Source organism: Micromonospora sp. NPDC047762 (assembly GCF_043204655.1).
In the GTDB taxonomy this organism is placed as follows: domain Bacteria; phylum Actinomycetota; class Actinomycetes; order Mycobacteriales; family Micromonosporaceae; genus Micromonospora.
Window position 1 is genome coordinate 88,075 of record NZ_JBIDCQ010000010.1, and the last position, 25,558, is coordinate 113,632.

The following is a 25,558-nucleotide window of genomic DNA, read 5'->3' on the forward strand; positions in this document are numbered from 1 at the left end:
AGACACATTGTGTCCGAGTATAGTTCTCGGACAAGGAAGGTCCGAGTATCGGCTGAGCCTCAGCGGTCGGACCACACGTCACGGGAAGGTGCTTGGGCATGAAGATCGCCGTACTGGGCGGGACCGGCCTCATCGGGTCGCAGGTCGTCAAGATCCTGCAGGCTGCGGGCCACGAGGCGGTGCCGCTCTCGCCGTCCACCGGGGTGGACCTGCTCACCGGGCAGGGCCTGTCCGACGGGCTCGCCGGCGCCGAGGTCGTCGTCAACCTCACGAACTCGCCGACCTTCGACGAGGCCTCGCCCGCCTTCTTCCAGACGACCATGGACAACCTGCTGGCCGCCGCCGCTCGCGCGGGCGTCGGCCACGCGGTGATCCTCTCCATCGTCGGCGTCGACCAGGTGCCCGACCTGGACTACTACCGCGCCAAGACCCTCCAGGAGGAGATCCTCACGGCCGGTCCGATCCCGTACTCGATCGTCCGCGCCACCCAGTTCTTCGAGTTCGTCGAGTCGATCATGTCCTGGACTGCCGACGACACCACCGTCCGCCTGCCCAGCACGCCGGTGCAGCCGATGGCCGCCGCCGACGTGGCGCAGGCCGTCGCCGAGGTCAGCATGGGCGCGCCGCTCAAGGGCATCCGCAACGTCGCCGGCCCGGATGTCTTCGCCCTCGACGAGCTGGGGCGCGTCACGCTCGCCGCCCGCGGTGACCAGCGCACCGTCACCACCGACGACACCGTCGGCATGTTCGCCGCCATGTCCGGTGACGTCCTCATCGCAGGCGACGACGCTGTCATCGCGCCCACCGCCTACCGGGAGTGGCTCGGCCGCCAGGTCTGAGGTGTCGGCCGACCCGCACGTCGCCGTGGTGAACGATCACGTCGGCGGCGTGCGGGTCCCGGCCTGCCACTCGCGCGCCAGGATCGCGAAGACGAGCTGGTCGGCCCACTCCCCCCGAAACAGGTAACTCTCGACATGGCGTGCCTCCTGGCGCATGCCGAGTCGCGCCATCAGCCGGGCCGAGGCGGTGTTGCGACAGTGGCACCGGCCGTAGACCCGATGCAGCCCGAACTCGGCGAACCCCCAGGCCAGCAGCGCGGTGGCGGCCTCCGTCGCCAACCCCCGGCCGCCGTGGTCGGGGTGGAAGACGAACCCGAGTTCGGCGGTACGCTCCAGCCGGCTGCGCCACACCAACTCAACGATGCCGATCACTCCGGCGTCGGTGACCACGGCCACCGTCAGGCAGTCGCCCTCCGCGCGCCACGCGTCCTCGCCCGCCATGGCGAGCACCGACGCCCGCGACTGCTCACGGGTACGCGGCTTCGCGCCGAGCATCCAGCGCACGACGTCCGGTCGACGCTGAAACGCGTACACGTCGTCGAGGTCGTCGATCGTGACCGGACGCAGGGCGAGCCGTGCGGTGCGGATCGGGAAGGTCGGCTGGAACATCACGCGATCGTAGAGACCCGTGCGGAGCGCTCCGGTGCCGGCTGATCGGCGTCCGAACGCCGAGGCAGCAGCAGCGGGCTCACCAGGATCACCAGCCCGGCGACAGTGATCGCCGTGCGCGGGCTGGTGGCCTGCGCGAGCAGCCCACCGAGCGCGCTGAGGACGGCGATGGTGGCGCTGCTGCCGATCGACCAGGCAGACAGGGTACGGACGACGCGATCCTTCGGAGTCTGTTCCAGGCGGTAGGTGGCGAGCACCGGGTTGTACAGGCTCATGCTGATGATGATCGCGAACTCGACGGCGATCACCGTGACGAGACCGACCACGCCGGGCTGGACGAAGGCGAGGCCGATCAGCCAGATCGCGCGCAGCGTGCCCACGGCGCGGATGATCCGATGTTGGCCGTGGCGTGCCACCACCCGACGGGCCAGGCGTGACCCGATGAGCCCGCCGACGCAGGGCACGGCGAAGGCGAGGCCGTACTGCCACGGCGCAAAGCCCAGCTCGCCGAGCAGGAGCACTGCCAACAACGGCTCGGTGGCCATGATGAGCCCGGCGACGAGCAACTGGTTGAGGTAGAGCGCCCGCAGGCCGGGGTGGGCCAGCAGGTGTCGCCAGCCGTCGAGCAGCTCACCGGCCCGGACCCGGCCCGCGCCGGCGCGCCGGGGGCGGTCTTCGTGGCCGCGAATGGCGGTGAGGCCCACCGCGGAGAGCAGGTAGCTGAGCGCGTCGGCCACGACGGTGACGACCGGCCCGAAGAGTCCCACCGCAGCGCCGCCCAGCGGCGGCCCGAGCGCGATCGAGCTCCAGGTCGTCGACTCGAACCGCGCGTTCGCCACCAGCAGGTCGTCCGGCCGGACGAGAGCCTTGAGGAAGGCGCCGCTGGCCGCGTTGAAGGCGATCTTGGTGGTGGCGAGCACGGCCGAGACGACCAGCAACTGCCCGAAGCTGAGCCGACCCAGCGCGTACGCGACGGGGACAGTCAGCAGGACCGCGAACCGGGCCAGGTCCATCGCGATCATCACCCGCCGTTTGCGGCGGAACTCCACCCACGGCCCGAGCGGCAACGCGATCAGCGCCCCCACGGCCGGCCCCAGCGCCGCCAACACGGACACCTGGGCGGGGCTGGCCTGCAACACCAGCACGGCGATCAACGGCAACGCCCCGAAACCCAGCCCCGAGCCGTAGGCGCTGACCGCGTACGACGCCCACAACCAACCGAACCGCCGTCCCAGGGATCGCCTCGCGGACAAACCCACACCTCCCGCTCCCGACAACCCGCCGTTGACCGCCGCGATCACAGCAAGCCCGGTGACGAGGGATCAAACAACCCGGTGAGCGGCGAGCCACAACCAGACGTTGTGTCACTAGGGTTTGCCGGGTGAATCTCGACGCCGTCCGTACCTTCGTCGCCGCCGTCGACGCCGGCCAGTTCCAGGACGCCGCCGCCGCGCTGTCGATCACCCAGCAGGCCGTCTCCAAGCGCATCGCCGCACTGGAGAAGGACCTCGGGGTACGGCTGTTCACCCGCACCGCGCGTGGCACCCACCTCACCGTCGACGGTCAGACCTTCCTGCCGCACGCCCGTGAACTGCTCCGGGTGGAGGCGCGCGCCGACGCCTCCGTACGCCCGGGCCGACGGGCACTGCGCGTCGACGTGCACAGCCGACGGATCGCACCGGCGGTGCTGTTGCAGGACTTCCACCGCGCGCATCCCCGCATCGAGCTCGACGTCGTCACCCTCGACGCCGACGTCCACGCCGCGATGGCCGCCGTCGAGGCGGGGACGGTCGACGCCACCTTCCACGCCGTCACCGTCGCCACGCGTCACCTGCCCGCCGCGATCAGGACCACCCGCGTGATCGACGAGTACCACGAACTGCTCGTCGGCCCCCGCCACGCGCTCGCCAACGCCCGCGTCGTCACGCCCGCGCAACTCGCCGAGCACCGCATCTGGATGCCCGGCATGGCCCCCGGCACCGAATGGGCCGACTACTACGACGAACTCGCCGCCGCGTTCGGTCTCACCATCGACCTGGTCGGGCCGGTCTTCGGCAACGAGGCGCTGCTGGCCGAGATCGCTGACTCCGCGGAGCTGGCGACCCTCGCTGGCGTTCGCACCCGGTACCTGTGGCCGGACAGCTACGACCTGCGGCGCGTACCGGTGCGTGGCCCGGCGCCCGTCTACCCCATGTCCCTCATCTGGCGCGACGACAACCCGCATCCCGCGCTGCGGGCACTGCGCGACTACCTCGCCTCCCGGCGGGTGCAGGCCCCCGACATCGAGGTCTGGCTACCGCCCTGGGGTCAGTGACCGGCGCGCCACGGCGTTCGTTGACACCTGCAGCCCTCCCCTGTCAGACTCACCTGACAGGGGGTGTCGGAGAAATCTGACACCTCCATTGAGAAGGGAAACCAGGATGAGCGGCACCTCGCCGACCGGTGACGAACTCGTGTTGTTGCTGGCCGCACTGGCCAGCCCGCACCGGCTGCGAATCCTGGCCGCCGTGGCCCGGCAGCGGACCTACGTCAGCGAGCTGGCCCGGCAACTGCAGATGAACCGGCCGCTGCTCTACATGCACCTGCAGAAATTGGAAGCGGCCGGCCTGGTGACCGGCGAGCTGGTGACCGCACCGGACGGCAGCTCGGTGAAGTACGTCCAGGCGGTGCCGTTCACGGTGTCCCTGGATCTGGACGCGATCGCACTGGCCGCACAGAACCTGACCGGCTCCGGGCCGGCCGCAGAACAGGAGAAGTGAGCAATGACCCATCAGGTCGCGTTGGACATCGCACAGACCTCCACCATCGCCGCGGCGGTGATCGTAACGGCGATGATCGTGGTCGCCGGGCTTATCGGGACGGGCGTCTACCGCGCCCGGTACGCGGCGGCTCGGGAGGAGGGCTACCGGGTGCTGGCCGAGCGCAGCGCCACCGGCGCCCAGGCCACGGCGGACGAGATCAAGGGCGTGCGGGACGAGCTCGGCGAGGTTCGGCAGCGCCTGGCCGCGCTCGAGAAGCTGCTGAGCCAGATCGGCTGACGGCCCACCGACGGGGAGGACGCGCCACATGAGCACCTGGAATGACGCGCTGACGCGGGCCCGACGGCTCGTCGCCGTGGCCGGCTGCCTGATGGTGACAGCCGCGGGGCTGGCCGCCCCGGTCGTGGCCAGCCCCGCGGCTGTCGACGACCTCGCCGTCGGCGAACGCTACCTGCGCGCGTACCTGAAGCAGATCAAGGCACCCGGGCTGGCGTACGCGGTCATTCGCGGCGACGAGGTCGTCCAGCGAGGCGCATGGGGCGTCGACGGTGACGGCCGACCAATCACCACGCAGACGCCGTTCCTGCTCGGGTCCACCAGCAAGTCGTTCACCGCGCTGGCGGTGGCGCAACTGGTCGAGGCCGGCCGGATCGACCTCGACACCCCCGCCTCCACGTACCTCCCGTGGTTGCGTCTGGGCGACGCGGACACCGCCCGGACGGTCACCGTCCGCCAACTGCTGACCCACACCAGCGGCCTGCCGCAGGTCTGGAGCACCGACCTGACCGACCGCTACGACAACCGCCCCGGCGCGTTGGCCCGGTCCGTACGGGACCTGGCCAGCGTGCGGCCCACCACCGCCGTCGGACAGACGTATCAGTACAGCGACGCCAACTACATGATCCTCGGCGCGCTCGTCGAGAACGTCACCGGCGACACCTTCGGCGGCTACCTGCGCCGTCACGTGCTGGACCCGCTCCAGATGACGCACTCCGCGGCGACCGCCGACGAGGCCCGCTCCGTCGGCATCCCGCCCGGTCACCGGTACTACTTCGGCCAGCCGCAGCGCTTCGCCGCGCCGTTCGACACCGCCGGAGTGCCCTACGGTTTCCTCGCCGCCAGTCTCGACGACCTGTCCCACTACGTCATCGCGCAGCTCGGCGGCGGCCGCTACGGCGACAGCCGGATCCTCGGACCGCAGGGCACGCGACAGCTGCACACCGGCACCGTGGCCACCGGTCACGGCACCTACGGGTTCGGTTGGAAGAACAGCACGCTGGACGGCGTCGGCGCCCGCATCGTCTGGCACGCCGGCGCGACCCCGGACTTCTTCACCCATATCGTGCTGGCACCCGACTCGAACCTCGCCGTGATCATCATGACCAACCTCTACGGCCTGCACATGGACGCGCCACTGAGCGCCGGGGCGTTCAACCTCACCCGCATCCTGCACGGCGGCACGCCCGCGACCGCCACCGAAGATCCGTTGCAGGTCTGGGCTCTGGTCGGTCTGCTCGGGGTCGCCGCGGTGCTGCTCGCCCTGCTGGCCTGGTCCTGGGCCCGCGCCCTGCACGGGCGCCGGGGCGACCGCGTTCCGCCGGTGCGTTCCCGTGGCGCGACGATCGCCGCCACCACCGCCTGGATCGGTGCCTGCGTGTTGGTGGCCGTCGGCGTCGCCTGGCAGGTGCCGGCCTTCTGGGAGGGCGCCGGGCTGGCCAAACTCCAGTTGTGGGCACCGGACGTCGGTCACGGCATCCGCGTCGTGGTCGTCCTGGCCGCCGCACTCGCGCTGACCCGGCTGGGCCTGGGCGTGCACGCCATTGTCACCGCCCGCCCACCGACCTCGTCCCCGGCGCGAGCACGCGACCGGTCCGTCGACGTTGACCAGCCCGCCGCCCCTCATGGCGCCGACACCATCCCTGCCAATCACCACTGGTAGTTGCGGCGGCCCGGCACTACGTTTAACGTGTTGGTTAAGTGACTGGAGGCTCTGGTGTCTGGCAGCGATCAACTCAGCGCGGTGTTCTCGGCGCTCGCCGACCCGACTCGACGGGCGATCCTCGCCGAGCTGGCCGACCGCGACGCCACGGTCACCGAGCTCACCGCTCCGCTCCCGATCTCGATGCCAGCGGTGTCGCGGCACCTGAAGGCGCTGGAACGCGCCGGGCTCATCTCCCGCACCCGGTCGGGAAAGTTGCGGATGAGCCGCATCGAGGCCGCCCCGCTGCGCGAAGCGGCCGAGTGGATCGAGCGCTACCGGCGGTTCTGGGACACGTCCCTCACCCGCCTCGACGCCCACCTCGCCGCCGTACAGGCCACCGACCGCCCAACGGACCGAACGGCCCACGGCCCGGCGATCCCCGACAGGGAATCCCCGAGCAAGGCTCACGACAAGGAGAATTGATGGACAGCGACAAGCCGCCGATCGTCATCTCGCGCGTGGTCGACGCGCCACGGGAGCTGGTCTACCGAGCTTTCACCGACCCGGACCACCTGGCAGCATGGTGGGGGCCGATCGGCAACTCACTGCCCCGCGACGAGATGGAGTTCGACGTCCGGCCTGGCGGCTACCAGCGGTGGACCGAGGTCTTCCCGACCCAACCCGGCCTGCGAGTCGAGGTCCACATCGACCTCACCGACGTCGTCCACGGCGAGCTGATCGACGGCATCGCGCACGTCACCGGGCAACTCCCGGAGGGCATCGCGCCACACGAGACGAGGATGCGGGTCGAGTTCCACGACGACGCCGATGGACGGACTCGACTCGAGATCCGTCAGTGGCTCCCCGAGCAGTTGTCCGCTCCCGCCAACCAGGGTTGGAGCGAGGCCTTCTCCAAACTGGACGCGACACTCAGCAATGCCCAACCCGTCACCGTCAAGGTGTAGCGCCATGGCCAAGCTGATCTACGTGACCAACGTGTCCCTCGACGGTTACATCGAGGACGAACACGGCAGATTCGACTGGACCCCACCCGGGGACGACTACCTCGCGTTCATCACCGACCTGGTTCGGCCCATGGGCACCTACCTCTACGGCCGGCGCCTGTACGAGTCGATGGCCGTCTGGGAAACCGACCCTGCCCTGGCCGCACATTCGAAGCTCACTGCCGACTACGCCGACGTCTGGCAGGCAGCGGACAAGGTCGTCTACTCCACCACGCTGGACGCGACCTCGACCGCCAGGACCCGGCTCGAAAGGGGCTTCGACCCCGCCTCGGTACGCGCCATAAAAGCCTCGGCCACCAGCGACCTCACCATCGGGGGCGCACACCTCGCGGCGCAGGCATTCCAGGCCGGGCTGGTCGACGAGTGTTACCTGCTGATCCACCCCATCCTCACCGGCGGAGGCAAGCCCGGTCTGCCCAGCGGCACCCGCCTCGACCTGGAGCTGCTGAGCAATCACCGGTTCGGCAACGGTGTGGCCTCCCTGCACTACCGCATCCGCACCTGAGACGGTGGTCGGCGTCACCGACCTCGAAGAACGCCGGTGACGCCGACCCTGCCGCCGAGCAGCCACGATCGCAGCAATCGGCCAGAGGGGCGTCTCGGTCAGGGGTTGATCAGTCTCCAGTCTCCTTCGGAGATGACCTCGACATTGCCCTCAACCACGGTGATCGCGGTGTTGTCGTCGATGGCGTAGGTCGGGACCGGGATTCCGGCCGCCCACTTCTCGATGTGGGACAGCTCGGTGTCTTCCATGTCCGGATGGTTGAGGTGGGGGTACAGCGTGAAATCCACCAACCCCAACGCCCGGTCGGCGTCCTGCGCCCTGTCGCTGCCGTCGGGGACGAACTGAAGATCGAATTCGGCGTCGCAGTTGTACGGGGTGACCGCGATGCTCCCGGCGCTGACCCCCACATAGACCGTGTCACTCAGCGACGGCAGGAGGTCGGCCAGGCCCGACTGGCGCAGCCAGTAGGTCAGGTACAGCACATCGCCGCCCCAGACCAGCAGGGCATCGGCCTCCCGGACCGCCGGGACCCAGTTCTCTTCTCGAATGGTCGGCAGCGCGGTGAGCTCCAACAACCCCAGGGACTTCCAACCCAGCTGGCACAGCGGGATGTCGGGTTGGCCGTGAATCGCCTTCCACGCCTTCTCAGCTCCGCCGGGAAAGGGGTAGACACCGGTGGGAACGAACAGAGCCGTGGACTCAGCGAGCGGCTTGCCCAACAGGTCGACCAGCGCGTCGGAGATGCTCGGGTTGCTGATGCCCCCCGACGTGAGAAGAAACTTCATGCAATCCGCTCCCCTCAAGCCACCGAAATGACGGCGATCATGGTGCCCATGAGAACCAGCGTCCCGGCTCGCTGACCCGAGCGACACATCGCTGGATCATCCGTCGGCGGCCGTCCAACCGTCAACTGCCTCGGCCTGCGCGACGACCTCCACGAGGGCCGGTCGGGTCACATCCTGGTTGTCGATGACAACATCCGCGCGTTCGTGAGGCGCGCAGGCGGCGAAGTACAGCCGCTGCCCGCCGACGTAGCGGCCGAGGCTGGGATGTTCGGGATCCGGATGGGAACCGTCGCGTCGGGCCATCCGTGCGACGGTGACCGCGAACGGCGCGTCAACGAAGACGGAGAAGTCCCAGCACTCCACGAGCTCGTCACGATGCAGGAACAGCCCGTCGACGATGAGTACCGTGCCGGGCGCCGCAGTCCGCCACTCAAGATCCAGGATCTCGTCTGTCCGAAGATCATGGGCGGCGGGACGGTAACAGCGAGAGCCTCCGGGACCGAACGGCTCCAGCACGTTGTGGACGAGGGCTTCGTAGTCGTAACTGTCGAGCCAGAAGCCTTCCGGCGAATCCCGGCCACGGCGATACCGCACCGCCCGACGGTGATGAAAGTCGTCTGCCGCCACGTGCACGACAGGACGTCCCCGGTCGCTCAGCAACACGGCCAACTCGCCGGCGAACGTGGACTTACCCACCCCATCGACCCCGTCAACGGCCACCCGTACGCACCGCGGCGCGGGGAACGTCGGCACCAGGTCAGCGACATGGTCAAGCAACTGCCGCCGTACGACGCTCACGCCGTTCCTCCATCCTGACCGGAAGCGCGGCACGCCCCACAGATCGAGAACGTCATCTTGGCAGACGCCTCACCAGCAACCGGACCGCATCAAGCCCGTCGGGCTGTCCTGGCCCAGCGAAGCTGGTGTCAGCTGGCGGGCAAGGCGATGGTCTCCAGCCAGGCGCTCAGGGCGGGCACGACGGCGTGGAGGTCAGGGCCGTCGACCGTTGCGCTGGCGGCGGCACGCGCTTGGCGTGCTCGTCGAACTGCTCGGCGACCTCGCCGCTCTAGCGGCCGGCGACTATCTACAAGCGTGGCCGCACGTTCGGTCGAAGCCGAAGCGGCTGCAGGTACGTGACGACGACCGCCCACCGGTCGGAGCGCGACCACTCGCCGAGCAGGCGAGCCGCCATGTCAGCGTCAGTCGACGATCGTGCGTGACGTGGGTACGGTGACACGGTGCTCGCGGCCGTGAAGGGTCTGTCCCGCTACCACACCGAGGAGTCGCTGCGCGCCTACCTGCTGGAGCGCTCACACCGTACCGAGAGCGGCTGCCTGGTCGTCGAAGGCTACGGGCAGCGACGTGGGGTGCACCAGAAGGTCGCGGGCCGGGCGTGGGCACACATCGCCGCGTACGTCGTCTTCCTCGGCGGGTACGACCCCGCCCTCGACGTCGACCAGACCTGCGGCGCCGCCGACTGTATCGAGCCGACTCATCTGCGACAGCTCAGTCGTGCCGAGGCCGGCCGCCGCCGGAACCAGGCGGCGCAGTGCCGCAACGGCCACGACCGTGAGCTCGACCCGGCGACCGGCCGGTACCGTCGGGTCTGCCGGACGTGCAACCGGGAGGCACAGCGCCGGTGGCGTGAACGCGAGGCAGTCGAGGTGGCCCAGGCCCACGCCGCGTACGGCCGCTCGTAGTCAGCCCTCCAACGCTTTCCGATGCCGGTACCGCTCAAGCTGTCAGGGTGCGAGGATCGTCAACGAGTCAAAGACCTGCGGGCGGTGCAAGCAGCTTCGGCCGGCAGAGTCCTTCGTCGGCGCGACCGGTCGCACGATGCTCTCCTGTCAACCGTGCCGCGACTACTCCCGTCGTGTGAATCAGGCCAGTAGGGATTCCCGGCCGGGCTCTGCGGCATCCATGAGGATGACCTCCCGGCAACTCTCGCCGGTCGCCCCCGGAAGGACGGCAAGCCCTCCGCCCAGGCGTTCCGGTTGGTCGTGGATCACTGCCACGGCACCAACACCGTTCGGGGTCTCCTCTGCAACGGGTGCAACTCGGCACTTGGGCACTTCCGGGACAGCCCTGAGGCGCTGCGCCGCGCACTGGAATACCTCCAGTCGGGGCCGTCATCGGTGCCGCCCCGAGAGGTCACCTGAGTTCCCGGCCAACACGCGCGCGCAGACCAACCCAAACGCTTACACCAACTTAAGTCCTTACGCACAAGAACTGTCATTATGGTGCATGTACGTTGCGCACCTTTTGTCCCAGGCAATTAACGGATTTTTATTAACGATAATCCAGTAATTGCCTGGGACGGGCTGTGATCCCTCGCTTTCAGTCCGGCTCGGGGAACGCGGTGGCGTCGCGGCCCGCACGCGCTGAGGATGTCGACATGGATGACCACAGCCCGAACGCGGCCGACCAGCGGGAGGAAGCCCTGCCGGGCGGCAACATGGGGGGTGCGACACGGGTCGGTGCCACTGTTCGGCGCGGTCAGGGGGCGTGGAGCCCGACGGTTCAGCGCCTACTACGACACCTACGGGAGCGCGGCGTCACCTGGGTTCCGCAACCGCTCGGGACCGATGAGCACGGACGTGACAGCGTCTCCTACCTGCCGGGCATCGTGCCGCAGTACCCGTTGCCGGACTGGATCTGGAGCGACGGCATCCTCGCCGAAGCAGGTCTGCACCTCGCACAACTTCACGAGGCCAGTGCCAGCTTCGACACCGTCGGCGGAGTGTGGCAGTTTCCGGTGCGACAGCCAGCTGAGGTCATCTGTCACAACGACTTCGCGCCCTACAACATGGTCTTCACCGACCGGCGGCTCACCGGAATCATCGACTGGGACACGGCCTCGCCCGGTCCCCGGTCGTGGGATCTGGCCTACCTCGCGTACCGGCTGGTGCCGCTGGCCCACCCCGACAACGGCGACGCGATCCACAGTGACCTGGCCGAGCGGGCACGTCGGCTGCGCATGCTCTGCGACGCCTACGGCTCGGGGCAAGACCCTGACCACATCCTCCAGGCCGCAGTCCACCGACTGCACGACCTCGCCGCCTTCACCGAGGCGCGGGCTGATCAGGGACAGGAGAACCTCCGCAGTCACGTCGGGCTCTACCAACGCGACGCCATGTGGATCACCGCGCACATCCTTCGAAGGTGAGTGCCGACAGAGGTCGCTGGCGGACCAGCCCAGCTTGCGCTGTATCGGCCGTTCAGTCGGCTGCGGCCGACGAACGGTCATTTCCATGTGCGTGTGCCTCCTCCCGGCGGCTACGAAGTACGGGTGACCAACGAGGTAACCGTTCCCCTGCTGCCCTGCGCGTCCATCGACGACATCGTCGCCTTCTACGAGGTGCTCGGTTTCCACACCACCTACCAGCAGCGCAAACCCAACCCGTGCGTGGGGTTGCAACGCGAAGATCTACATCTGCAGTTCTTCGAGATCGCGGGGTTCGATCCGGCGCAGTCCTACGGTTCGTGTCTCGTGCTGACCTCGGACACGGGGCAGCTGTACCGGGCTTTCGCTGCGGGAATGCGCGCCGCGTACGGCAAGGTGTTGGTCTCCGGGACGCCCCGGATGACCCGGCCCCGCGCGCGAAAGAACGCCGACGGGCTGAGCGGCTTCAGCGTCATCGATCCAGGCGGCAACTGGATCCGCGTCTTCCAGAACGCTCCGGTCTCCCCCGCGTCAGCGCCGACTGAACGGCTGGGCAAGGCGATGGCGAACGCCGTCGTGCAGGCCGACTCCCGAGGGGACGTCCGGCAGGCGGCTCGGATTCTTGACAGTGCGCTGGGCCATCCCGATGCAGATGACGACCCTGTCGCGTTGGTGGAGGTGCTCGTGTACCGCGCTGAGGTCGCGATGGTCCTGAACGATCCGGCCACGGCGATCGAGATGCTGACCCGTGTTGACAGTGTCGCGTTGAGCGCGGACCAGGCCACACGGGCTGCGGCTGCCTATGAGGCCGCTACCGACCTTGCCGCAGCGCTGTCCTAGGTGTCGCATCCAACCGACACGCGCCGCGTCGGGTGATTGCCCCCAGGCCGGTCAGGGGCGGAGCCAGCGATCGAACCAGGAGCGGGTCCGGCGCAGAACGTCGAGTTGGTGGTGGCGTTCCCGGATCGAGTGGCCCTCTCTCGGGTAGATCACGAACTCGTGCTCGACGTCGAAGTGGCGCAGCGCCCGGTGCAGGTACACGGCCTGTCCAAGGGGGACGTTGGTGTCCTCGGCGGCGTGCAGGATGAGCACCGGCGTGCGGATGTTGCTGGCGAAGGAGATCGGGCTGACCGCGTCGTGTGGGTGGGGACCGATGCCGGACCAGCCGGTGCTGCCGCCGAGTGCGGCTTCGAACTGGCCGTTCTCCCCGGTCGCGGCGAGCATGCCCCAGTCGATGATTCCGGCCCCGACCAGCGCGGCGCGGAAGCGGTCGGTCTGGCCGACGGCCCAGGCGGACATGAAGCCGCCGTGGCTCCAGCCGGCGATGCCCAGCCGGTCAGGGTCAGCGATGCCCTCGGCGACGAGCAGGTCGATACCGGTCAGGATGTCTGTCCACTCCTGCTGGCCGACCCGGCCGGCGACGCTGGCGGCGAACTGGTGACCATGGCCCTGACCGCCGCGCGGGTTGGGCAGCAACACCGCGTAGCCGGCGGCGGCAAGCCACTGCGCGCTGGGGAACCAGAACAACTGGCAACGATCGGCGTAGCGGTCGTACGGGCCTCCGTGCACGATCGTGACCAGCGGGAACGGCCCCTCCGAGGCGGACCTTCCGACCGGCAGTACGAGCAGGCCGTCCAGGTCGAGGCCGTCGGCGGCGCGGTAGGCCAGCGGTTGTTGCGTGCCGAGGGCGACGGCGTCCAGTTCCGGCCGGGTGTTGGTGATTCTGCGCAGCGGCCCGGTGGGTGCTCCGATGTGAACATTCGCGGGCTGATAGCGGGTGCCGGTGAGCACCGCGATCTCGTCGCCGGCAGGGGTGGCGGTGAGATTGTCGAGGCGTCCGGGGTGATGCGACAGGGTCGTGAGGTCGGTGAGGTCGAGCCTGGCCAGTGTCGTGTTGAGGCCGTCGGCGAACACCACCAGCGGGGCGGCGGTGGTCTGGCACAGTTCGGTGGGGCACATCGTGAGGCCAGCGGTGCGGTTGCGCAGGACGCGGGTCTCCATGGCCAGGTCGAACACGGCGGTGCCGGCCTGCAGCAGCGGTGGGGTGAGCGCGAGGTAACCGAGGTGCCAACCGTCCTCGCCCGGCCACCAGGCCAGCGACCGTGCGTCGACCTCGACCGGTCCGAGGTTCTCCGCGGTCCCGGTCGTGGGGTCGAACAGGTGCAGTTGGCCGTTTCGCGGGCCGTGGTCGTTGTCGGCGCTGGCCCACGTCAGCACCGCAATTGGGCCGCCGTCGGGACGTTGGCGCAGGTCCACGACGTGCCGGTCACCGAACGCCTGCGGGGTGGTGACCCGGCCGGTGCGCAGGTCGAGCAGGCGCAACCGGGCGCGTGGTTCGCGCTCGCCGACGACGATGGCGTCGTCGCGGTCGCGGGTACGGCGAGTGTCCTGCTCGGTGGGTTCGTCCTCGGCGAGCAGGGCGACCAGGTTGGGGTCGGTGAGCGGCAGGTGGTCGATGACGCCGCCGCGCCAGCTGGTCAACGTGGTCACTATGCCGTCGGCGAGGGTGAGCCTGTGCAGTTGCGAAATGCCGCGTTCGGCGCGGTCGGAGAGGAAGAACAGCGTCTCCGAGTCGGCCGACCAGCGCGGCTGGGACTCGGTTGCCGTGTCGTCGGTCGCCCGACGCGGCGCGGCGGCGGAATCGGTGGGTACGAGCCACAGTTCGGTGTCGAGGTGGTCACCAGTCCGGCTGTTGGGAGCGAGGACGTAGCAGAGCAGGCGCGCGTTCGGGGCGAGCGCCGGGGTTTGCGGGGCACAACCATCGACCACGAGTTCAGCGGTGAGACCCGTCATGCGACGAGTCTGCCAGCATCCACGAAGCACCATGTGACCGATCCGGCGCTGGATCGACGCACCGGCGAGGCATGATGTCCCCATGGACGCGCGCGGCCCGCTGGCCCTGGCGCGAGCGGGAATGGCTCGCCGCCGTCCTGGCCGAGCGTCCGCTGCCGGGGTGATTAGGTGTCGGAGCAGCGTGAGCTGATGTTCTCAGTAGACGAACGCGACCGGATCCAGCGGCGGCTGCTGCATCTGGCGGAACAAGACAGCGGTGTCGTCGCCGCCGCGATCACCGGTTCGCACGCCACGAACGACGAGGATCGCTGGTCGGACATCGATCTGGCCTTCGGGGTCAGTGACCCGCTCGACGCCGTGATGCGTCGATGGACGCGACAGATGTATCAGGACTTCGCGGCGGTCCACCACTGGGACCTCGCGGACGGGTCCGCGATCTACCGGGTGTTCCTGCTGCCTCACTGCCTGGAAGTCGACCTCTCCTTCAACCCGGAAGGCGAGTTCGGGCCGCGAGGCCCGAGTTGGCGACTCGTGTTCGGGCGTTCCACACCATCCCGGGCCCCCGCGTCGAGCGGCCACGACGGCATGGCCGGCCTGGCATGGCACCACGCGCTGCACGCACGGATCAGCATCGAACGAGGCAGATTCTGGCAGGCGGAGCACTGGATCAGCGCCATGCGGACCCAGACAGTCGCACTCGCCTGCCAGCGTCTGGGCCACCCCACCAGCTACGCCAAAGGCGCCCACCTACTGCCCTCCGACATCACCGGCCCGCTCGAAACGACATTGGTCCGTTCCACTGACGAGGCCGAGTTACGCCGTGCGCTCTCGGCGGCCGTGACGGCCCTGACCGCGGAACTCACCCGTACGGACCCGACGCTGGCCGATCGGTTATACCCGGTTCTCACCGAACTCGCCGCGATCGATCGCCCGCCGGACGACGGGACGCGCTCCGCACTGGGATGACGGCGGGTGTTGACCGAGCCGATGGTCACGATGGTGGGTGTGCCCCAGGCCCGGGCAGCAGATCGATGTCCGTAGCCCGCATAGGCTGTTCGCACTCCGAGCACCGTAGTTCGACGTGACTGATCTCGCCGCAGGCGTGGTGGCGGTAGAGCACCGGCGGGCCGGCGTCGCCCGCCGTCCACCGGTCACCCCAGCGCACCATGACGAGCAGCAGATCGCACAGCTCCCGGCCTTTGTCGGTGAGCAGGTATTCGTGTCGGACCGGCCGGGTCGAGTATTCACGCTGGGCCAGGACGCCCTGTTCGACCAGCCAGTTCAGCCGCTCGGCGAGCACCTTGCGGGAGATGCCGAGCCCCCGCTGGAGTTGCTCGAAGCGGTGTGTGCCGGCGTAGACGTCCCGCAGGATCAGCGGAGACCACGGCTCACCGATGACGTCGAGGGTGCGGGCGATCGAGCACGCCATGGCGCCGAACTGCGTTCGCTGCATGACGCCACGATACGCAAGGTGGTTCCTTGAGGGAACTGACTCTGTTAGCGTCACATCAGTCCATCTCTTTAAGAAACGGACTTGTCTGTGCCCCCTCCACACGTGCATGGAAGCCGAAAAGAGGCCCACATGAACCATCCGCCGATCGTGCCGACCAGGGACTGGCAAGACGCAGTGAACACCTTGCGCGTCCGCGAAAAGGAACTCACCCGCCAGCTCGACGCAGTGGCCGCGGCGCGCCGCCGGCTGCCGATGACGCCGGTCGAGCAGGACTACGTGTTCGAGGGCCCGTCCGGGCCTGCCAGTTTGACCGACTTGTTCGAGGGCCGCCGTCAGCTCATCGTCTACACCTTCATGTGGCACGGCGTCGACGCTGTCTGCTCCGGCTGCTCGCTGTTCACCGACAACGTCGGACACCCGGCCCACCTCAACGCCCGCGACACCACTCTGGCGTTGACGTCCCATGGCCCGCTGGACGACCTGCTGGCGTTGCGGCGGCGGATGGGTTGGACCCTGCCCTGGTACTCGTCGTTGAACAACAGCTTCAACGCCGACATGGGAACCGGTGACGGGTTCGCGCTGAACGTCTTCCTCCGCGCCGACGACCGGATCTTCCGCACCTACACCACCACCTCCCGCGGCGTGGAACGGCTCGGCAGTAACTGGTCCTTTCTCGATCTGACGCCGTACGGCCGACAGGAGACCTGGGAGGACTCGCCGGAAGGCTGGCCGCAGACCCAGCCGTACCAGTGGTGGCGGCTGCACGACGAGTACGACACGGCAGAGGCTCCGTCATGACAGTCGACACCCCGGTCGCCGAGCTCCTCTTTCAGCAGGAGGACGCAACACCCTTCAACACCGACGTGGCGACAGTCAAGCCCTGGAGCCAGGCATTGGCCTGTCTGGAGTCGGCGCACAAGTGTTGGCTGTCGACGGTGGGACCGGGTGGCCGGCCCCATGCGGCCCCGGTGATGTCGGTGCTGGTGGGCGGGGCTCCGTGCATCGCGAGCCGCCCGAGTTCCCGCAAGAGCCGCAACCTGGCCCACAACCCCCGCGCTGTCATCACAGTGAGCAGCGACAACCTCGACCTGGTGGTGAGCGGTGAGGCTCACCAGGTGTCGGGCGACACCGCGCTGCGCCGGGTGGCCGCCGCCTTCGCCACGAAGTACGGCTGGACGTTCGCCATCAGGGACGGCCGAGTCCATGACGACAGTCTGCCGGGAGCGCCCCAGTACGCCTTTTACGAGGTCTCCCCCGTCCGGGCTTTCGGCTACGGCCCGGACGGGCTGACCGCGACTCGTTGGCGGTTCAACCGCACCTGAGTGACCGGGCACGGGGCGACCCAGCAGAAAGTCGCCCCGCGCCCGGTCGCCGCTGGTTGGTCTGGCCCGCGACCTCGACGACGAGGCCGCCGGCCTGAGGTCAGTGGGCGGGCTCGCCGAACCAGCGGGAGAGGTGCTCGTCCAGGTCCCGCTGGTCGTCACCGACCCAGGCGACGTGGCCGTCGGGGCGCAGCAGGACACCGGGGACGTCCAGTGCCGCACTCGGATCGGCCAGGTGATCGACCCGGTCTGACCAGCCGCCGACGGTCAGGCGTTCGGTCCGGTCCAGCAGCAGGCCCCGGCCGTGGTGCAGCAGACCGTAGAGGTTGCCCTGCTTCACGGCGATGTCGGGCAGGCGGCGACCGAGCAGGTCGGGGCCCGCGCCGAGGTCGTAACGGATGCCGATGGCGGTGATCTTCTCCAGCAGACGGAGGTTCACCTCGTCGAAGTCCATCAACTCGACGAGCAGCCTCCGCACCGCCTGTGCGCCCGGTTCGGTGGACAGCAACTCCGTCTGGGCTCGGGTGTTGTCCAACACCGCCTCGGCAACGGGGCGGCGTTCGGCCTGGTAGGTGTCCAGCAGTGCCTCCGGCGCCCAGCCGCGGATCCGCGCGGCCAGTTTCCAGCCGAGGTTGACTGCGTCCTGAACGCCCAGGTTGAGACCCTGCCCGCCGATGGGCGGATGGATGTGCGCCGCGTCGCCGGCCAGCAGCACCCGCCCGACCCGATACCTGTCGGCCAGCCGGGTGGCATCACCGAAGCGGGACAACCAACGCGGGGAGTGCACTCCGAAGTCGGTCCCGGCGACGGCGCGCAACTGGTGCTTGAAGTCGTCGAGGGTGGGCGGTTCGGCGCGGTCGCTGACCCCGGCGGCGGGCACCAGGACGCTGTAGACCCCGACGCCGGCTGGCCGGAGCCAAAATCGCTGATGGGTCTCGCGGACCTTGGCCACCGTGACGGCGAGCTCCTCCGGTGGGACGCCCACCTCCATCTCGCCCATCAGGCTCTCGGTCCGGGCGGGCTCGCCGGGAAAGCCGACGCCGAGCAGTTTGCGCACCGTGCTGCGCCCGCCGTCACAACCGACGAGGTAGCGCGACCGCAGTTGTTCCCCGTCGGCCAGTTCGACGGTCACACCCTCGTCGTCCTGTGCGAGGCCGGCGACCGCGCAACCGCGTCGGACCTGCGCGCCCAGTGCGATGGCGTGTTCTTCGAGCAGACGTTCGATGACCGGCTGCGGGATACCCAGGAGGTAGGCGTACCGGGGATCCAGGCCCTCGGGCGCGGGCTTGGGGATGGCGGCGAAGAAGGCGCTGGCCGGACGCCGCCGTCCGTGCGGGAGGATGCGGTCCAGCAGCCCGCGCATCGCCATCAGCTCCAGACTGCGGATGTGCAGGCTGACGATGCGGACGGCCGACGTCGGCTCGGTCTCCTTCTCCAGAACGAGGACCCGCACGTCGTGCAGTCGTAGTTCGGCGGCGAGCATCGCACCGGTCGGCCCGCAGCCGGCGATGATCACGTCGTACGTGCGATCGGTCGACGGTGACGTGGTGGAGAGTTGCACAGGTATTGCCTCTCGGGAGTGCCGTTGTGGCAAGGCGCTCCCGGCGACACCTACGTCAATCGCCCGACCGTGACGGCAAGGGGGAGCACCCACATCGCTGCAACGTTCATGGGTCTCACCTCCTCAGGCGGTGTCGCGGTCACCTGCAAGCTATCTCCCCCAGCGCGATTCCGTCGAGCTCTTTCCCCGCCACGTCATCACGGGGTCGGGTGGGTCAGCGATCGGTGGAGCCACTCGGCCATCAGCGCGCGTTCGGCGTCGGTGAGCCCCGAAAGGTCGGGCAGCACCGTCGCGAAGGTCACCGCGACGGCCTTCGCGGTGGTGTCGGGTGTCGCTGGAGTTGTCGCCAGGATGCCGGAGAGCACGGTCTCGAGCATGGCCTCCCCCAGACCGAGGTCTCGCTGGTCGGGGGGCATTCCCAGCAGCGTGAGGATGGTTCCGTTGCCCGCAGAGTGGATCATCAGCAGTGCGCGCTCCTCGTCGACCCGGAGCAGGCCGGCTGCGGCGAGTCGCCGGACGCGGCGACGTAGCACGTCGAGGCCGGCGACTGTTGCCGGCGAGGGTGCGCCGCTCCCCCGGGTGGCGATCAGCGCGTACAGCTCGGGGTTTGTCAGGCCGAACTCCACGTGCAGGCGCCATCCGGCGCGCAGATCCGTTACGGGGTCGCCCGTCGCGGCGTCGGCGGCGACCGATTTGCCGCTGACGTAGGCCGCCATGACGTGCTCGGCGACGGCGTCGATGAGGCCGTCCTTGTCGCCGAACAGGCGATAGATGGTCGGCGCCTGGACGCCTGCGGCCTGGGCGACGGCGCGCGTCGTCACCGCGTTCGCGCCCTTCTCCCGCAGCAGTTGGGTCGCTGCCGCGACGATGCCCGCACGGACGTCGTCGCGGGTGTCCTGCGTCGTCACCATGTACCGATGCTAACAGCGTCTTGTTATCCCCGAATTATCGGTGCTAACGTCTGGCACGTAACACCGATAACAAGGGAGTGCTCATCATGATCGTCGTCACCGGTGCCACTGGAAACCTCGGGTCCCAGATCGTCGACCGGCTGCTCGACCGACTGCCGGCCGACGCCGTGGGCGTGAGCGTGCGCGACGTCGACAGGGCCGCCGGCCTCGCCGAGCGGGGCGTACGGGTGCGCGCAGCGGACTTCACCGACCCGGCCACGCTGAAGCACGCCTTCGAGGGTGCCGACAAGGTCCTCATCGTGTCCGCCGCGATCCGCGGCGCCGACGCGTTCGTCGCGAACCGCGCCGCCATCGACGCCGCCCGCGCCGCGGGAGCCAACCGGATCCTCTACACCAGCCACCAGGCCGCCTCCCGGGACTCGCTCTTCGCCGCCCAGCCGATCCACGCCGCCGCCGAGGAGCACCTGGCCGAACTGGGGGTTGCCTTCACCGCCCTGCGCAACGGGTTCTACGCGAGCACGCTCAGCCTCTCCATCGGCGCCGCGCTTGAGACCGGGCAACTCGTGGCGCCGGCGGACGGCCCGGTGTCCTGGACCGCGCACGCCGACCTGGCCGAGGCCGCCGCCGTCGCCCTGGCCGAGGACGGCGTACTCGACGGGGTCACGGCACCGTTGACCGCCGCGGAGATGCTCGACCTCGAAGCGGTGGCCGCCATCCTCAGCGACATCACGGGCCGCACCGTCGAACGTGTCGTCGCCGATGACGACGAGTGGCGGGAGGCCGCCACCGCGCGAGGCATGCCCGCAGCTGCGGCCGACTTCACCCTCGGCATGTACCGCGCGGCGCGAGCGAAGGAGTTCGCCGTGACCGATCCGACGCTGGAGACGGTCATCGGCCACCGCCCGGCACCCGTCCGCTCCGTGCTCGAGGCCATCCTCGCCCGGCGATGACGCTCCCTCGTGCCGGTCAGCGCAGCATCGCCCGGGTCATGCGGCGGGTGGCGACGTACATCGCGATCGAGCCGAACGCGACGAGGTACGCCACCGGGATCAGCAGCTCCCAGCCGACGTGGCCCAACGCGGGTTCTCGGACCAGCTCGATGCTGTGGTAGAGCGGTAGCGCCTGGATCACAGGCCGCACCGCCTCCGGGTAGACCGACAGGGGATAGAACGTCGTGGCGAACAGGTACATCGGCAGCATGAACAGCTGGATGTACTGGAAGTCGGGGAAATCGCGCAGGTACGTGGTGACGGCCAGTCCGCCGGCCGCGAACGCGTACGAGATCAGCAGCGACGCCGGCAGGGCCAGCAGCACCCAGGCCGACGTGACCAGCCCACCGACGGCCATGAGGGCGAGGAATCCGATCGACGTCAGCAGCCCGTTGATCATCGCGCTGGTCACCTCGCCGACGGCGATGTCGGTGACAGAGAGCGGTGTCGGCAGGATCGCCTCGTAGGTCTTCTCGACCCTCATCCGGATGAACACGCCGAAGCTCGTCTGGTTGAACGCCGTGTTCATCGCCGTGGTCGCCAGGATCGCCGGGGCCACGTAGGCGGCGTACGGGACATCGACGCCGGGGACCGTGCCGACCAGCATCCCGACGCCGACGCCGATCGACAGCAGGTACAGGATCGGTTCGACGAGGGCGTTGAGCAGCGGTGTGACCGACCGGCGGTAGATCATGAAGTTGCGTTCGATGAGCGCCAGGGCCCGGCGTCTCGTCCAGCTGGGTACGGCGACGGTGGTCATGGTGCCTCCAGGAGGCTTCGGGCGTGGGCCGTCACGGATGCAACCGCCGGCGGTAGGTGACCCGCGCGACCAGGTAGCCACCGATGGCGAGTGCCAGCAGGTAGCCGATGTGCACGGAGCTGCCGACGACCGTCGCCGTACCGAGGCTGAGGGTGCGACACAGCTCCACCCCGTGCCACAGCGGCAGCAGATAGGACACCGGTCTGATCCACTCGGGTAGCTGCGAGACCGCGAAGAACGTGCCGGAGAACATGTAGAGCGGCATGATGACGAAGCGGAACACCGTGTCGATGTGGCGCAGCTTGCGTACGCCGACCGCCCACGCGGCGGCGGGTGCCGCGAACGCGACCCCGGTCAGCGTCGCGCCGAGCAGGGCGCCGAGGGCCCACCATCCTCCGATCAACCCGAACGCGGCCATCACCACGATGAAGGCGCCGCTGGCGATGAGCACCCGGAAGGTGATGAAGAGCAGGTGCCCGGCGGCGAGCTGCTCGGGCCTCAGCGGCGTCGGTGTGGCGCTGCGGTAGGCCCCGAAGCCGGCAGCCCGGGCGACACCCGGGGCCCCTTCCAGGAACGCGTTCTGCATCGCGGCGGCGGCCAGCATGCCCGGGGCGAAGAACGCCGCGTACGAGACGCCGGTGATCTGGGCGGGCGCGTTGTCGTCGACCAGGGCACCCAGCCCGGCGCCGATGCCGATGAGGAACAGCAAAGGGTTCAACACGTTGATCACGATCGAGCCCCGCCAGGTACGCCGGTAGCGGGTCAACCAGTACCCGAACACACGAAACACCAGTGGTTTCTCCTGCTACTCGATGAGCGATCGGCCGGTGAGCTTGAGGAACACGTCCTCCAACGTCGCGCGGCGGACCAGTGCGGTGAGCGGCGTGAGCGACATGGTGTGCACCGTGGCGAGGGCCGCCTCGCCGTCGGCGGTGTAGATGAGCACCCGGTCGGGAAGCAGTTCGACGCGGCCGTCGGTGTCGTTGCCGCCGGTGGCCAGCGCCGACGTCCGCAGTTTCTCCGCCGCGGTGTCGCGTTCGTCGAGGCGGAAGCGGAGTTCGAGAACCTCGCGGGTGGCGTACCTGGTGATCAGCTCCCGGGGTGAGCCCTGCGCGACGATGCGGCCGTGGTCGACCACGATGATGCGGTCGCAGAGTTGCTCGGCCTCGTCCATGTAGTGCGTCGTGAGGATGAGGGTTACGCCCTGCTGTTTGAGCTGGAAGAGCCGGTCCCACAGGACGTGTCGGGCCTGTGGGTCGAGGCCGGTGGTCGGCTCGTCGAGCAGCAGGATGTCCGGTTCGTTGATCAGGGAGCGGGCGATGGTGAGCCGCCGCCGCATGCCGCCGGAGAGCGTCTCGACCTGGTCTCCGGCTTTCTCCTGCAGCTGGGCGAAGTCAAGCAGTCGGGTCGCGCGGTCGCGGATGACGGCCCGCGACAGGCCGAAGTATCGCCCGTAGATGTGCAGGTTCTCCCGCACGGTGAGTTCGTTGTCCAGGTAGTCGTCCTGCGTGACGACACCCAGCCTGGCCCGGATCTCCGGTCCCTGTCTCATCGGGTCCATGCCCAGCACGCGCAGGCTGCCCCCGCTGATCGGCGACGTGGCGGCGATCATCCGCATGGTGGTGGACTTGCCGGCGCCGTTGGGGCCGAGGAGCCCGAACGACTCACCCCGTTCAAGCGCGAAGTCGATGCCGTCGACAGCGCGGAACTCGGCCGTGGACCCACGTGCTGGATAGACCTTCGTCAGATCTGTCGCCTCGACCAGCGCTTGTTCGCTCACCCCGGCAGCCTAGGTAGAGTCGACAGTGGAGTGCAAGATCTGAGCAGATCTTTGTAATTTCTCGACGTGGTCTGGATTTGACCCTCGACCGGGTCGAGGCCCGACCATCGGCGACATGACCGACCAGACGACCGCCGACCCGACCATGACCCGCATCGTCGAGGCCGTGCAGCTCGGCCAGAGCGGCGCACCTGCCCGAGCCCGTGAGCTGCTCACCGCGTTGTGGGACGAGCTCGGCCCCACCGGGGACGCCCTGCACCGCTGCACCCTGGCGCATTACCTCGCCGATCTGCAGGACACCACCGAGGCGGAACTGGCCTGGGACGAACGTGCCCTGGACGCCGTTTCCGACCTGACCGACGAACGCGCCCAGCGGTATCTGTCCTCGCTCCAGGTCCAGGCTTTCCTGCCGTCCCTGCACCTCAACCTGGCCGACTGCCACCGACGCCTGGGCAACGTCGGCCCGGCCCGGGAGCACCTCGCCCGAGCCCGCGAACACCTGGTGCGGCTACCGGACGACCCGTACGGCGAGAGCATCCGCGCCGCGGTCCGGGACTTCGTCGCGGACGACCCGAGCGACCGTCGGCGGTAACGGTCGGTCGGGTCACCGGTCCTGGCGAGCGACGCCGGTGCGGTACTCCTGCGGCGAACGTCCGTAGTGGGCACGGAAGAGGCGGCTGAAGTGAGCCTTGTCCGGGAAACCCCAACGGGCGGCGATGGCCTGAATCGACTGCCGCAGCAGCGGGTTGCCGAGATCACGCCGGCACTGCTCCAGGCGCTTGGCGCGGATGAGTTCGGCAACGGTTGTCGCCTCCGCCTCGAACAGCCGGTGCAGCGACCGCACCGAGATGTGGTGGGCGGCGGCGACGCTGTGGGGGCCGAGCTCGTCACTGTCGAGGTGGCGGTCGATGAAGTCGACGACCCGGGCTCGTAGTGCGGTCTGCCGCGCTTCCGGCGACAGGGCGTCCTCGATGTCGAGGTACTGGGCGAGCGCTGCGGTAAGCAGGTCCACCGCCACCCCGCCCAGGATCTCCGCCTCGGTCGGCTCGAACTGCTCCGGGTGTGCCGCGATGTTGCGCAGGTGGTGGGACAACAGCCCGCCGACGCCGAGGTGCGACGGCATCGGCGTGGCCAGCAGACGGCGGAGCCGGTCCGGTGCCAGGGGCAGCGCCGCGTACGGTATCTGCACGGTGATCGTGGTGGCGGGACCGGAGCCCTCGACGCGGTGTCGTGCGACGTGCGGCCGTGCGGTGTCCAGGAGCGTGAAATGGTTCCCGGCTTCCAGCGTGGACTCGGTGCGGTCCTGGATCAACGTGCTGTGACCCGTCAGTGGGATCGCGAGTTGATAGAAATCCCCCTCGATTCTGCGGACCAGTTTCGTGGGCCGGATCGCGTCCAGCGACGGGTAGCGCAAAGAGGTCATCCGGATGCGGCCGAGATCGATGGCCTGGGCGTAGGCCACGAAATTGTCCAGGTGACCGCTGCTGATGTGCACCGGTGCCGTCTCCTGAGCCACCAGGGCGTACCAGAAAGCGAATCGGTCCGCCGGAGGCAACACCGTCGTGTCCAAAACCAGGTTGGGCAACACTCCGCTCGCCTCCCCGCATATGCGAAGATGGATTCTTGCATGCCTCGACTTTCTTCACCCGCGACGGGAATCCCACGCCCGGTGCTACCCGGCGGGTTGGCGAGTGTCGACGGTGACCGGCGCCGACATTCGGGAGGCAGCCGACGAGATGACCAGGGTGCTGCTGCCCCACCGGGACGGCGACTGGTCGGTGCCGGCCGGCTCGCTGAGCTGGAGCTGCTGGACGACAGCGGCGCACGTCGCGCACGATCTCCTCGCGTACGCGGGCCAGGTCACCGGCCGCCCGGATGACGGCTATCTGCCGTACGACCTGCGGGTCTCCCCCGACGCGAGCCCGACGCAGGTGCTCACAGTGGTGCGGGCCTGCGCTGGTCTGCTCGCCGCCGCCGCCGACGCCGCCTCGCCTGACGTGCGGGCCTGGCACTGGGGTCCGTGCGACCCGGCCGGTTTCGCCGCCATGGGCGTGGCCGAGACTCTGCTGCACGCCCACGACATCACCCTCGGTCTCGGTGTGCCGTGGCAGCCGTCGCAGCGGCTGAGCGCGCTGGTGCTGCGCCGACTCTTCCCGGACGCCCCAGGCGGGGCGGCGGCCGAGGTGCTGCTCTGGATGACCGGCCGTGGCGAGCTGCCCGGTCGGGCCCGGCGCACCTCCTGGAGCTGGCAAGCCGCCGTCGACTGACTCGCACCGGCGTTGCGGGGTGGGTGGTCGCCCGAGATAGGCCACGGTCACGGGCGCTCGGCGCGGACCGTATCCGCGTTCGCGCCGTCGCGGCCGGGAACGAGTGTTCGGACCTG

Annotated in this window: 30 protein-coding genes; 18 read left to right on the forward strand and 12 right to left on the reverse strand. The window is 69.1% G+C overall.

What is annotated here, in order from left to right:
- Window positions 1-98: 98 nt before the first annotated feature.
- Entirely contained in the window at window positions 99-839 is a 741-nt protein-coding gene (locus tag ACGF3C_RS27310) for an NAD(P)H-binding protein (protein ID WP_357223934.1), read from the forward strand.
- A gap of 36 nt (window positions 840-875) precedes the next feature.
- Here ACGF3C_RS27310 and ACGF3C_RS27315 read toward each other — a convergent pair whose 3' ends face one another.
- The gene (locus ACGF3C_RS27315; RefSeq protein WP_357223931.1) at window positions 876-1,448 is read right to left on the reverse strand and encodes a GNAT family N-acetyltransferase; all 573 of its coding nucleotides are present in this window, start codon (window positions 1,446-1,448) and stop codon (window positions 876-878) included.
- Complete coding sequence (locus ACGF3C_RS27320; RefSeq protein WP_357223928.1) at window positions 1,448-2,701, reverse strand: MFS transporter; 1,254 nt, start codon at window positions 2,699-2,701, stop codon at window positions 1,448-1,450. Before ACGF3C_RS27320 ends, ACGF3C_RS27315 begins: the two co-directional genes overlap by 1 nt.
- 128 nt (window positions 2,702-2,829) lie before the next feature.
- Between ACGF3C_RS27320 and ACGF3C_RS27325 the strand changes: the two genes are divergently transcribed.
- The 7 genes from ACGF3C_RS27325 to ACGF3C_RS27355 all read left to right on the forward strand — a co-directional run bounded on the left by ACGF3C_RS27325 (window position 2,830) and on the right by ACGF3C_RS27355 (window position 7,658).
- Window positions 2,830-3,762, forward strand: a complete 933-nt coding sequence (locus tag ACGF3C_RS27325) for a LysR family transcriptional regulator (RefSeq protein WP_357223925.1) — start codon at window positions 2,830-2,832, stop codon at window positions 3,760-3,762.
- 106 nt (window positions 3,763-3,868) lie between these two features.
- On the forward strand, window positions 3,869-4,207 hold the full coding sequence (locus tag ACGF3C_RS27330) for a winged helix-turn-helix domain-containing protein (RefSeq protein ID WP_357223922.1): 339 nt from the start codon (window positions 3,869-3,871) through the stop codon (window positions 4,205-4,207).
- Between the two features lie 3 nt (window positions 4,208-4,210).
- The gene (locus ACGF3C_RS27335; protein ID WP_357223919.1) at window positions 4,211-4,486 is read left to right on the forward strand and encodes a hypothetical protein; all 276 of its coding nucleotides are present in this window, start codon (window positions 4,211-4,213) and stop codon (window positions 4,484-4,486) included.
- Between the two features lie 28 nt (window positions 4,487-4,514).
- Entirely contained in the window at window positions 4,515-6,146 is a 1,632-nt protein-coding gene (locus ACGF3C_RS27340) for a serine hydrolase domain-containing protein (protein ID WP_393226463.1), read from the forward strand.
- Window positions 6,147-6,200: 54 nt separating this feature from the next.
- Window positions 6,201-6,611 (forward strand): ArsR/SmtB family transcription factor, encoded by a 411-nt coding sequence (locus ACGF3C_RS27345; RefSeq protein WP_393226465.1) that lies wholly within the window; start codon window positions 6,201-6,203, stop codon window positions 6,609-6,611.
- Entirely contained in the window at window positions 6,611-7,093 is a 483-nt protein-coding gene (locus ACGF3C_RS27350; RefSeq protein WP_393226467.1) for an SRPBCC domain-containing protein, read from the forward strand. Before ACGF3C_RS27345 ends, ACGF3C_RS27350 begins: the two co-directional genes overlap by 1 nt.
- 4 nt (window positions 7,094-7,097) lie before the next feature.
- On the forward strand, window positions 7,098-7,658 hold the full coding sequence (locus ACGF3C_RS27355) for a dihydrofolate reductase family protein (RefSeq protein ID WP_393226469.1): 561 nt from the start codon (window positions 7,098-7,100) through the stop codon (window positions 7,656-7,658).
- Window positions 7,659-7,756: 98 nt separating this feature from the next.
- Here ACGF3C_RS27355 and ACGF3C_RS27360 read toward each other — a convergent pair whose 3' ends face one another.
- Both ACGF3C_RS27360 and ACGF3C_RS27365 read right to left on the reverse strand, forming a co-directional pair.
- Entirely contained in the window at window positions 7,757-8,443 is a 687-nt protein-coding gene (locus ACGF3C_RS27360) for a Type 1 glutamine amidotransferase-like domain-containing protein (RefSeq protein ID WP_393226471.1), read from the reverse strand.
- 96 nt (window positions 8,444-8,539) lie between these two features.
- Window positions 8,540-9,241, reverse strand: coding sequence for a uridine kinase (locus tag ACGF3C_RS27365; RefSeq protein WP_393226473.1), 702 nt, complete (start codon window positions 9,239-9,241; stop codon window positions 8,540-8,542).
- Window positions 9,242-9,681: 440 nt separating this feature from the next.
- Here ACGF3C_RS27365 and ACGF3C_RS27370 point away from each other — a divergent pair, with 440 nt between their 5' ends.
- The 4 genes from ACGF3C_RS27370 (at window position 9,682) to ACGF3C_RS27385 (ending at window position 12,446) form a co-directional block, all read left to right on the forward strand.
- Window positions 9,682-10,143, forward strand: coding sequence for an HNH endonuclease (locus ACGF3C_RS27370; RefSeq protein ID WP_357228161.1), 462 nt, complete (start codon window positions 9,682-9,684; stop codon window positions 10,141-10,143).
- A 216-nt stretch (window positions 10,144-10,359) separates the two neighbouring features.
- Window positions 10,360-10,602, forward strand: a complete 243-nt coding sequence (locus ACGF3C_RS27375; protein WP_393226687.1) for an endonuclease VII domain-containing protein — start codon at window positions 10,360-10,362, stop codon at window positions 10,600-10,602.
- A 236-nt stretch (window positions 10,603-10,838) separates the two neighbouring features.
- The gene (locus ACGF3C_RS27380) at window positions 10,839-11,609 is read left to right on the forward strand and encodes a phosphotransferase enzyme family protein (RefSeq protein WP_393226475.1); all 771 of its coding nucleotides are present in this window, start codon (window positions 10,839-10,841) and stop codon (window positions 11,607-11,609) included.
- 123 nt (window positions 11,610-11,732) lie between these two features.
- Window positions 11,733-12,446 carry a VOC family protein gene (locus ACGF3C_RS27385; protein WP_357228155.1) on the forward strand — a complete coding sequence of 238 codons (714 nt, stop codon included), beginning with the start codon at window positions 11,733-11,735 and terminating at the stop codon, window positions 12,444-12,446.
- A gap of 51 nt (window positions 12,447-12,497) precedes the next feature.
- Here ACGF3C_RS27385 and ACGF3C_RS27390 read toward each other — a convergent pair whose 3' ends face one another.
- A complete protein-coding gene (locus ACGF3C_RS27390; protein WP_393226477.1) occupies window positions 12,498-14,399 on the reverse strand; it encodes a S9 family peptidase in 1,902 nt (633 codons plus the stop codon).
- 168 nt (window positions 14,400-14,567) lie between these two features.
- On the opposite strand from ACGF3C_RS27390, the gene ACGF3C_RS27395 reads away from it, so the two are divergent.
- Window positions 14,568-15,365, forward strand: coding sequence for a hypothetical protein (locus ACGF3C_RS27395; RefSeq protein WP_393226478.1), 798 nt, complete (start codon window positions 14,568-14,570; stop codon window positions 15,363-15,365).
- 25 nt (window positions 15,366-15,390) lie between these two features.
- Here the strand turns inward: ACGF3C_RS27395 and ACGF3C_RS27400 are convergent, their stop codons facing one another.
- Window positions 15,391-15,852, reverse strand: a complete 462-nt coding sequence (locus ACGF3C_RS27400) for a helix-turn-helix domain-containing protein (protein WP_357228147.1) — start codon at window positions 15,850-15,852, stop codon at window positions 15,391-15,393.
- Between the two features lie 129 nt (window positions 15,853-15,981).
- Here ACGF3C_RS27400 and ACGF3C_RS27405 point away from each other — a divergent pair, with 129 nt between their 5' ends.
- Together ACGF3C_RS27405 and ACGF3C_RS27410 are read left to right on the forward strand one after the other, a co-directional pair.
- Window positions 15,982-16,650: a DUF899 domain-containing protein gene (locus tag ACGF3C_RS27405; RefSeq protein WP_393226480.1), complete on the forward strand. Its 669-nt coding sequence runs from the start codon at window positions 15,982-15,984 to the stop codon at window positions 16,648-16,650.
- A complete protein-coding gene (locus ACGF3C_RS27410; RefSeq protein WP_393226482.1) occupies window positions 16,647-17,174 on the forward strand; it encodes a pyridoxamine 5'-phosphate oxidase family protein in 528 nt (175 codons plus the stop codon). The genes ACGF3C_RS27405 and ACGF3C_RS27410 overlap by 4 nt, the downstream gene beginning before the upstream one ends.
- 100 nt (window positions 17,175-17,274) lie before the next feature.
- Here the strand turns inward: ACGF3C_RS27410 and ACGF3C_RS27415 are convergent, their stop codons facing one another.
- Window positions 17,275-18,657, reverse strand: coding sequence for an FAD-dependent monooxygenase (locus tag ACGF3C_RS27415; protein ID WP_393226689.1), 1,383 nt, complete (start codon window positions 18,655-18,657; stop codon window positions 17,275-17,277).
- A 275-nt stretch (window positions 18,658-18,932) separates the two neighbouring features.
- Entirely contained in the window at window positions 18,933-19,646 is a 714-nt protein-coding gene (locus ACGF3C_RS27420) for a TetR/AcrR family transcriptional regulator (protein WP_393226483.1), read from the reverse strand.
- Between the two features lie 86 nt (window positions 19,647-19,732).
- Here ACGF3C_RS27420 and ACGF3C_RS27425 point away from each other — a divergent pair, with 86 nt between their 5' ends.
- Entirely contained in the window at window positions 19,733-20,596 is an 864-nt protein-coding gene (locus ACGF3C_RS27425) for an NAD(P)H-binding protein (RefSeq protein WP_393226485.1), read from the forward strand.
- A 16-nt stretch (window positions 20,597-20,612) separates the two neighbouring features.
- Here the strand turns inward: ACGF3C_RS27425 and ACGF3C_RS27430 are convergent, their stop codons facing one another.
- Genes ACGF3C_RS27430 through ACGF3C_RS27440 form a run of 3 tightly spaced genes read right to left on the reverse strand, consistent with a single transcriptional unit; the run spans window position 20,613 to window position 23,175 of the window.
- On the reverse strand, window positions 20,613-21,395 hold the full coding sequence (locus ACGF3C_RS27430) for an ABC transporter permease (protein WP_393226487.1): 783 nt from the start codon (window positions 21,393-21,395) through the stop codon (window positions 20,613-20,615).
- Between the two features lie 31 nt (window positions 21,396-21,426).
- On the reverse strand, window positions 21,427-22,185 hold the full coding sequence (locus tag ACGF3C_RS27435) for an ABC transporter permease (RefSeq protein ID WP_393226489.1): 759 nt from the start codon (window positions 22,183-22,185) through the stop codon (window positions 21,427-21,429).
- 15 nt (window positions 22,186-22,200) lie between these two features.
- A complete protein-coding gene (locus tag ACGF3C_RS27440) occupies window positions 22,201-23,175 on the reverse strand; it encodes an ABC transporter ATP-binding protein (protein WP_393226491.1) in 975 nt (324 codons plus the stop codon).
- A gap of 115 nt (window positions 23,176-23,290) precedes the next feature.
- On the opposite strand from ACGF3C_RS27440, the gene ACGF3C_RS27445 reads away from it, so the two are divergent.
- Window positions 23,291-23,767, forward strand: a complete 477-nt coding sequence (locus tag ACGF3C_RS27445) for a hypothetical protein (protein ID WP_357235033.1) — start codon at window positions 23,291-23,293, stop codon at window positions 23,765-23,767.
- Between the two features lie 12 nt (window positions 23,768-23,779).
- On the opposite strand, the gene ACGF3C_RS27450 is transcribed toward ACGF3C_RS27445, so the two are convergent.
- The gene (locus ACGF3C_RS27450; protein WP_357233192.1) at window positions 23,780-24,760 is read right to left on the reverse strand and encodes a helix-turn-helix domain-containing protein; all 981 of its coding nucleotides are present in this window, start codon (window positions 24,758-24,760) and stop codon (window positions 23,780-23,782) included.
- 115 nt (window positions 24,761-24,875) lie between these two features.
- Between ACGF3C_RS27450 and ACGF3C_RS27455 the strand changes: the two genes are divergently transcribed.
- Window positions 24,876-25,442 (forward strand): maleylpyruvate isomerase N-terminal domain-containing protein, encoded by a 567-nt coding sequence (locus tag ACGF3C_RS27455; RefSeq protein WP_393226691.1) that lies wholly within the window; start codon window positions 24,876-24,878, stop codon window positions 25,440-25,442.
- Window positions 25,443-25,558 lie beyond the last annotated feature (116 nt).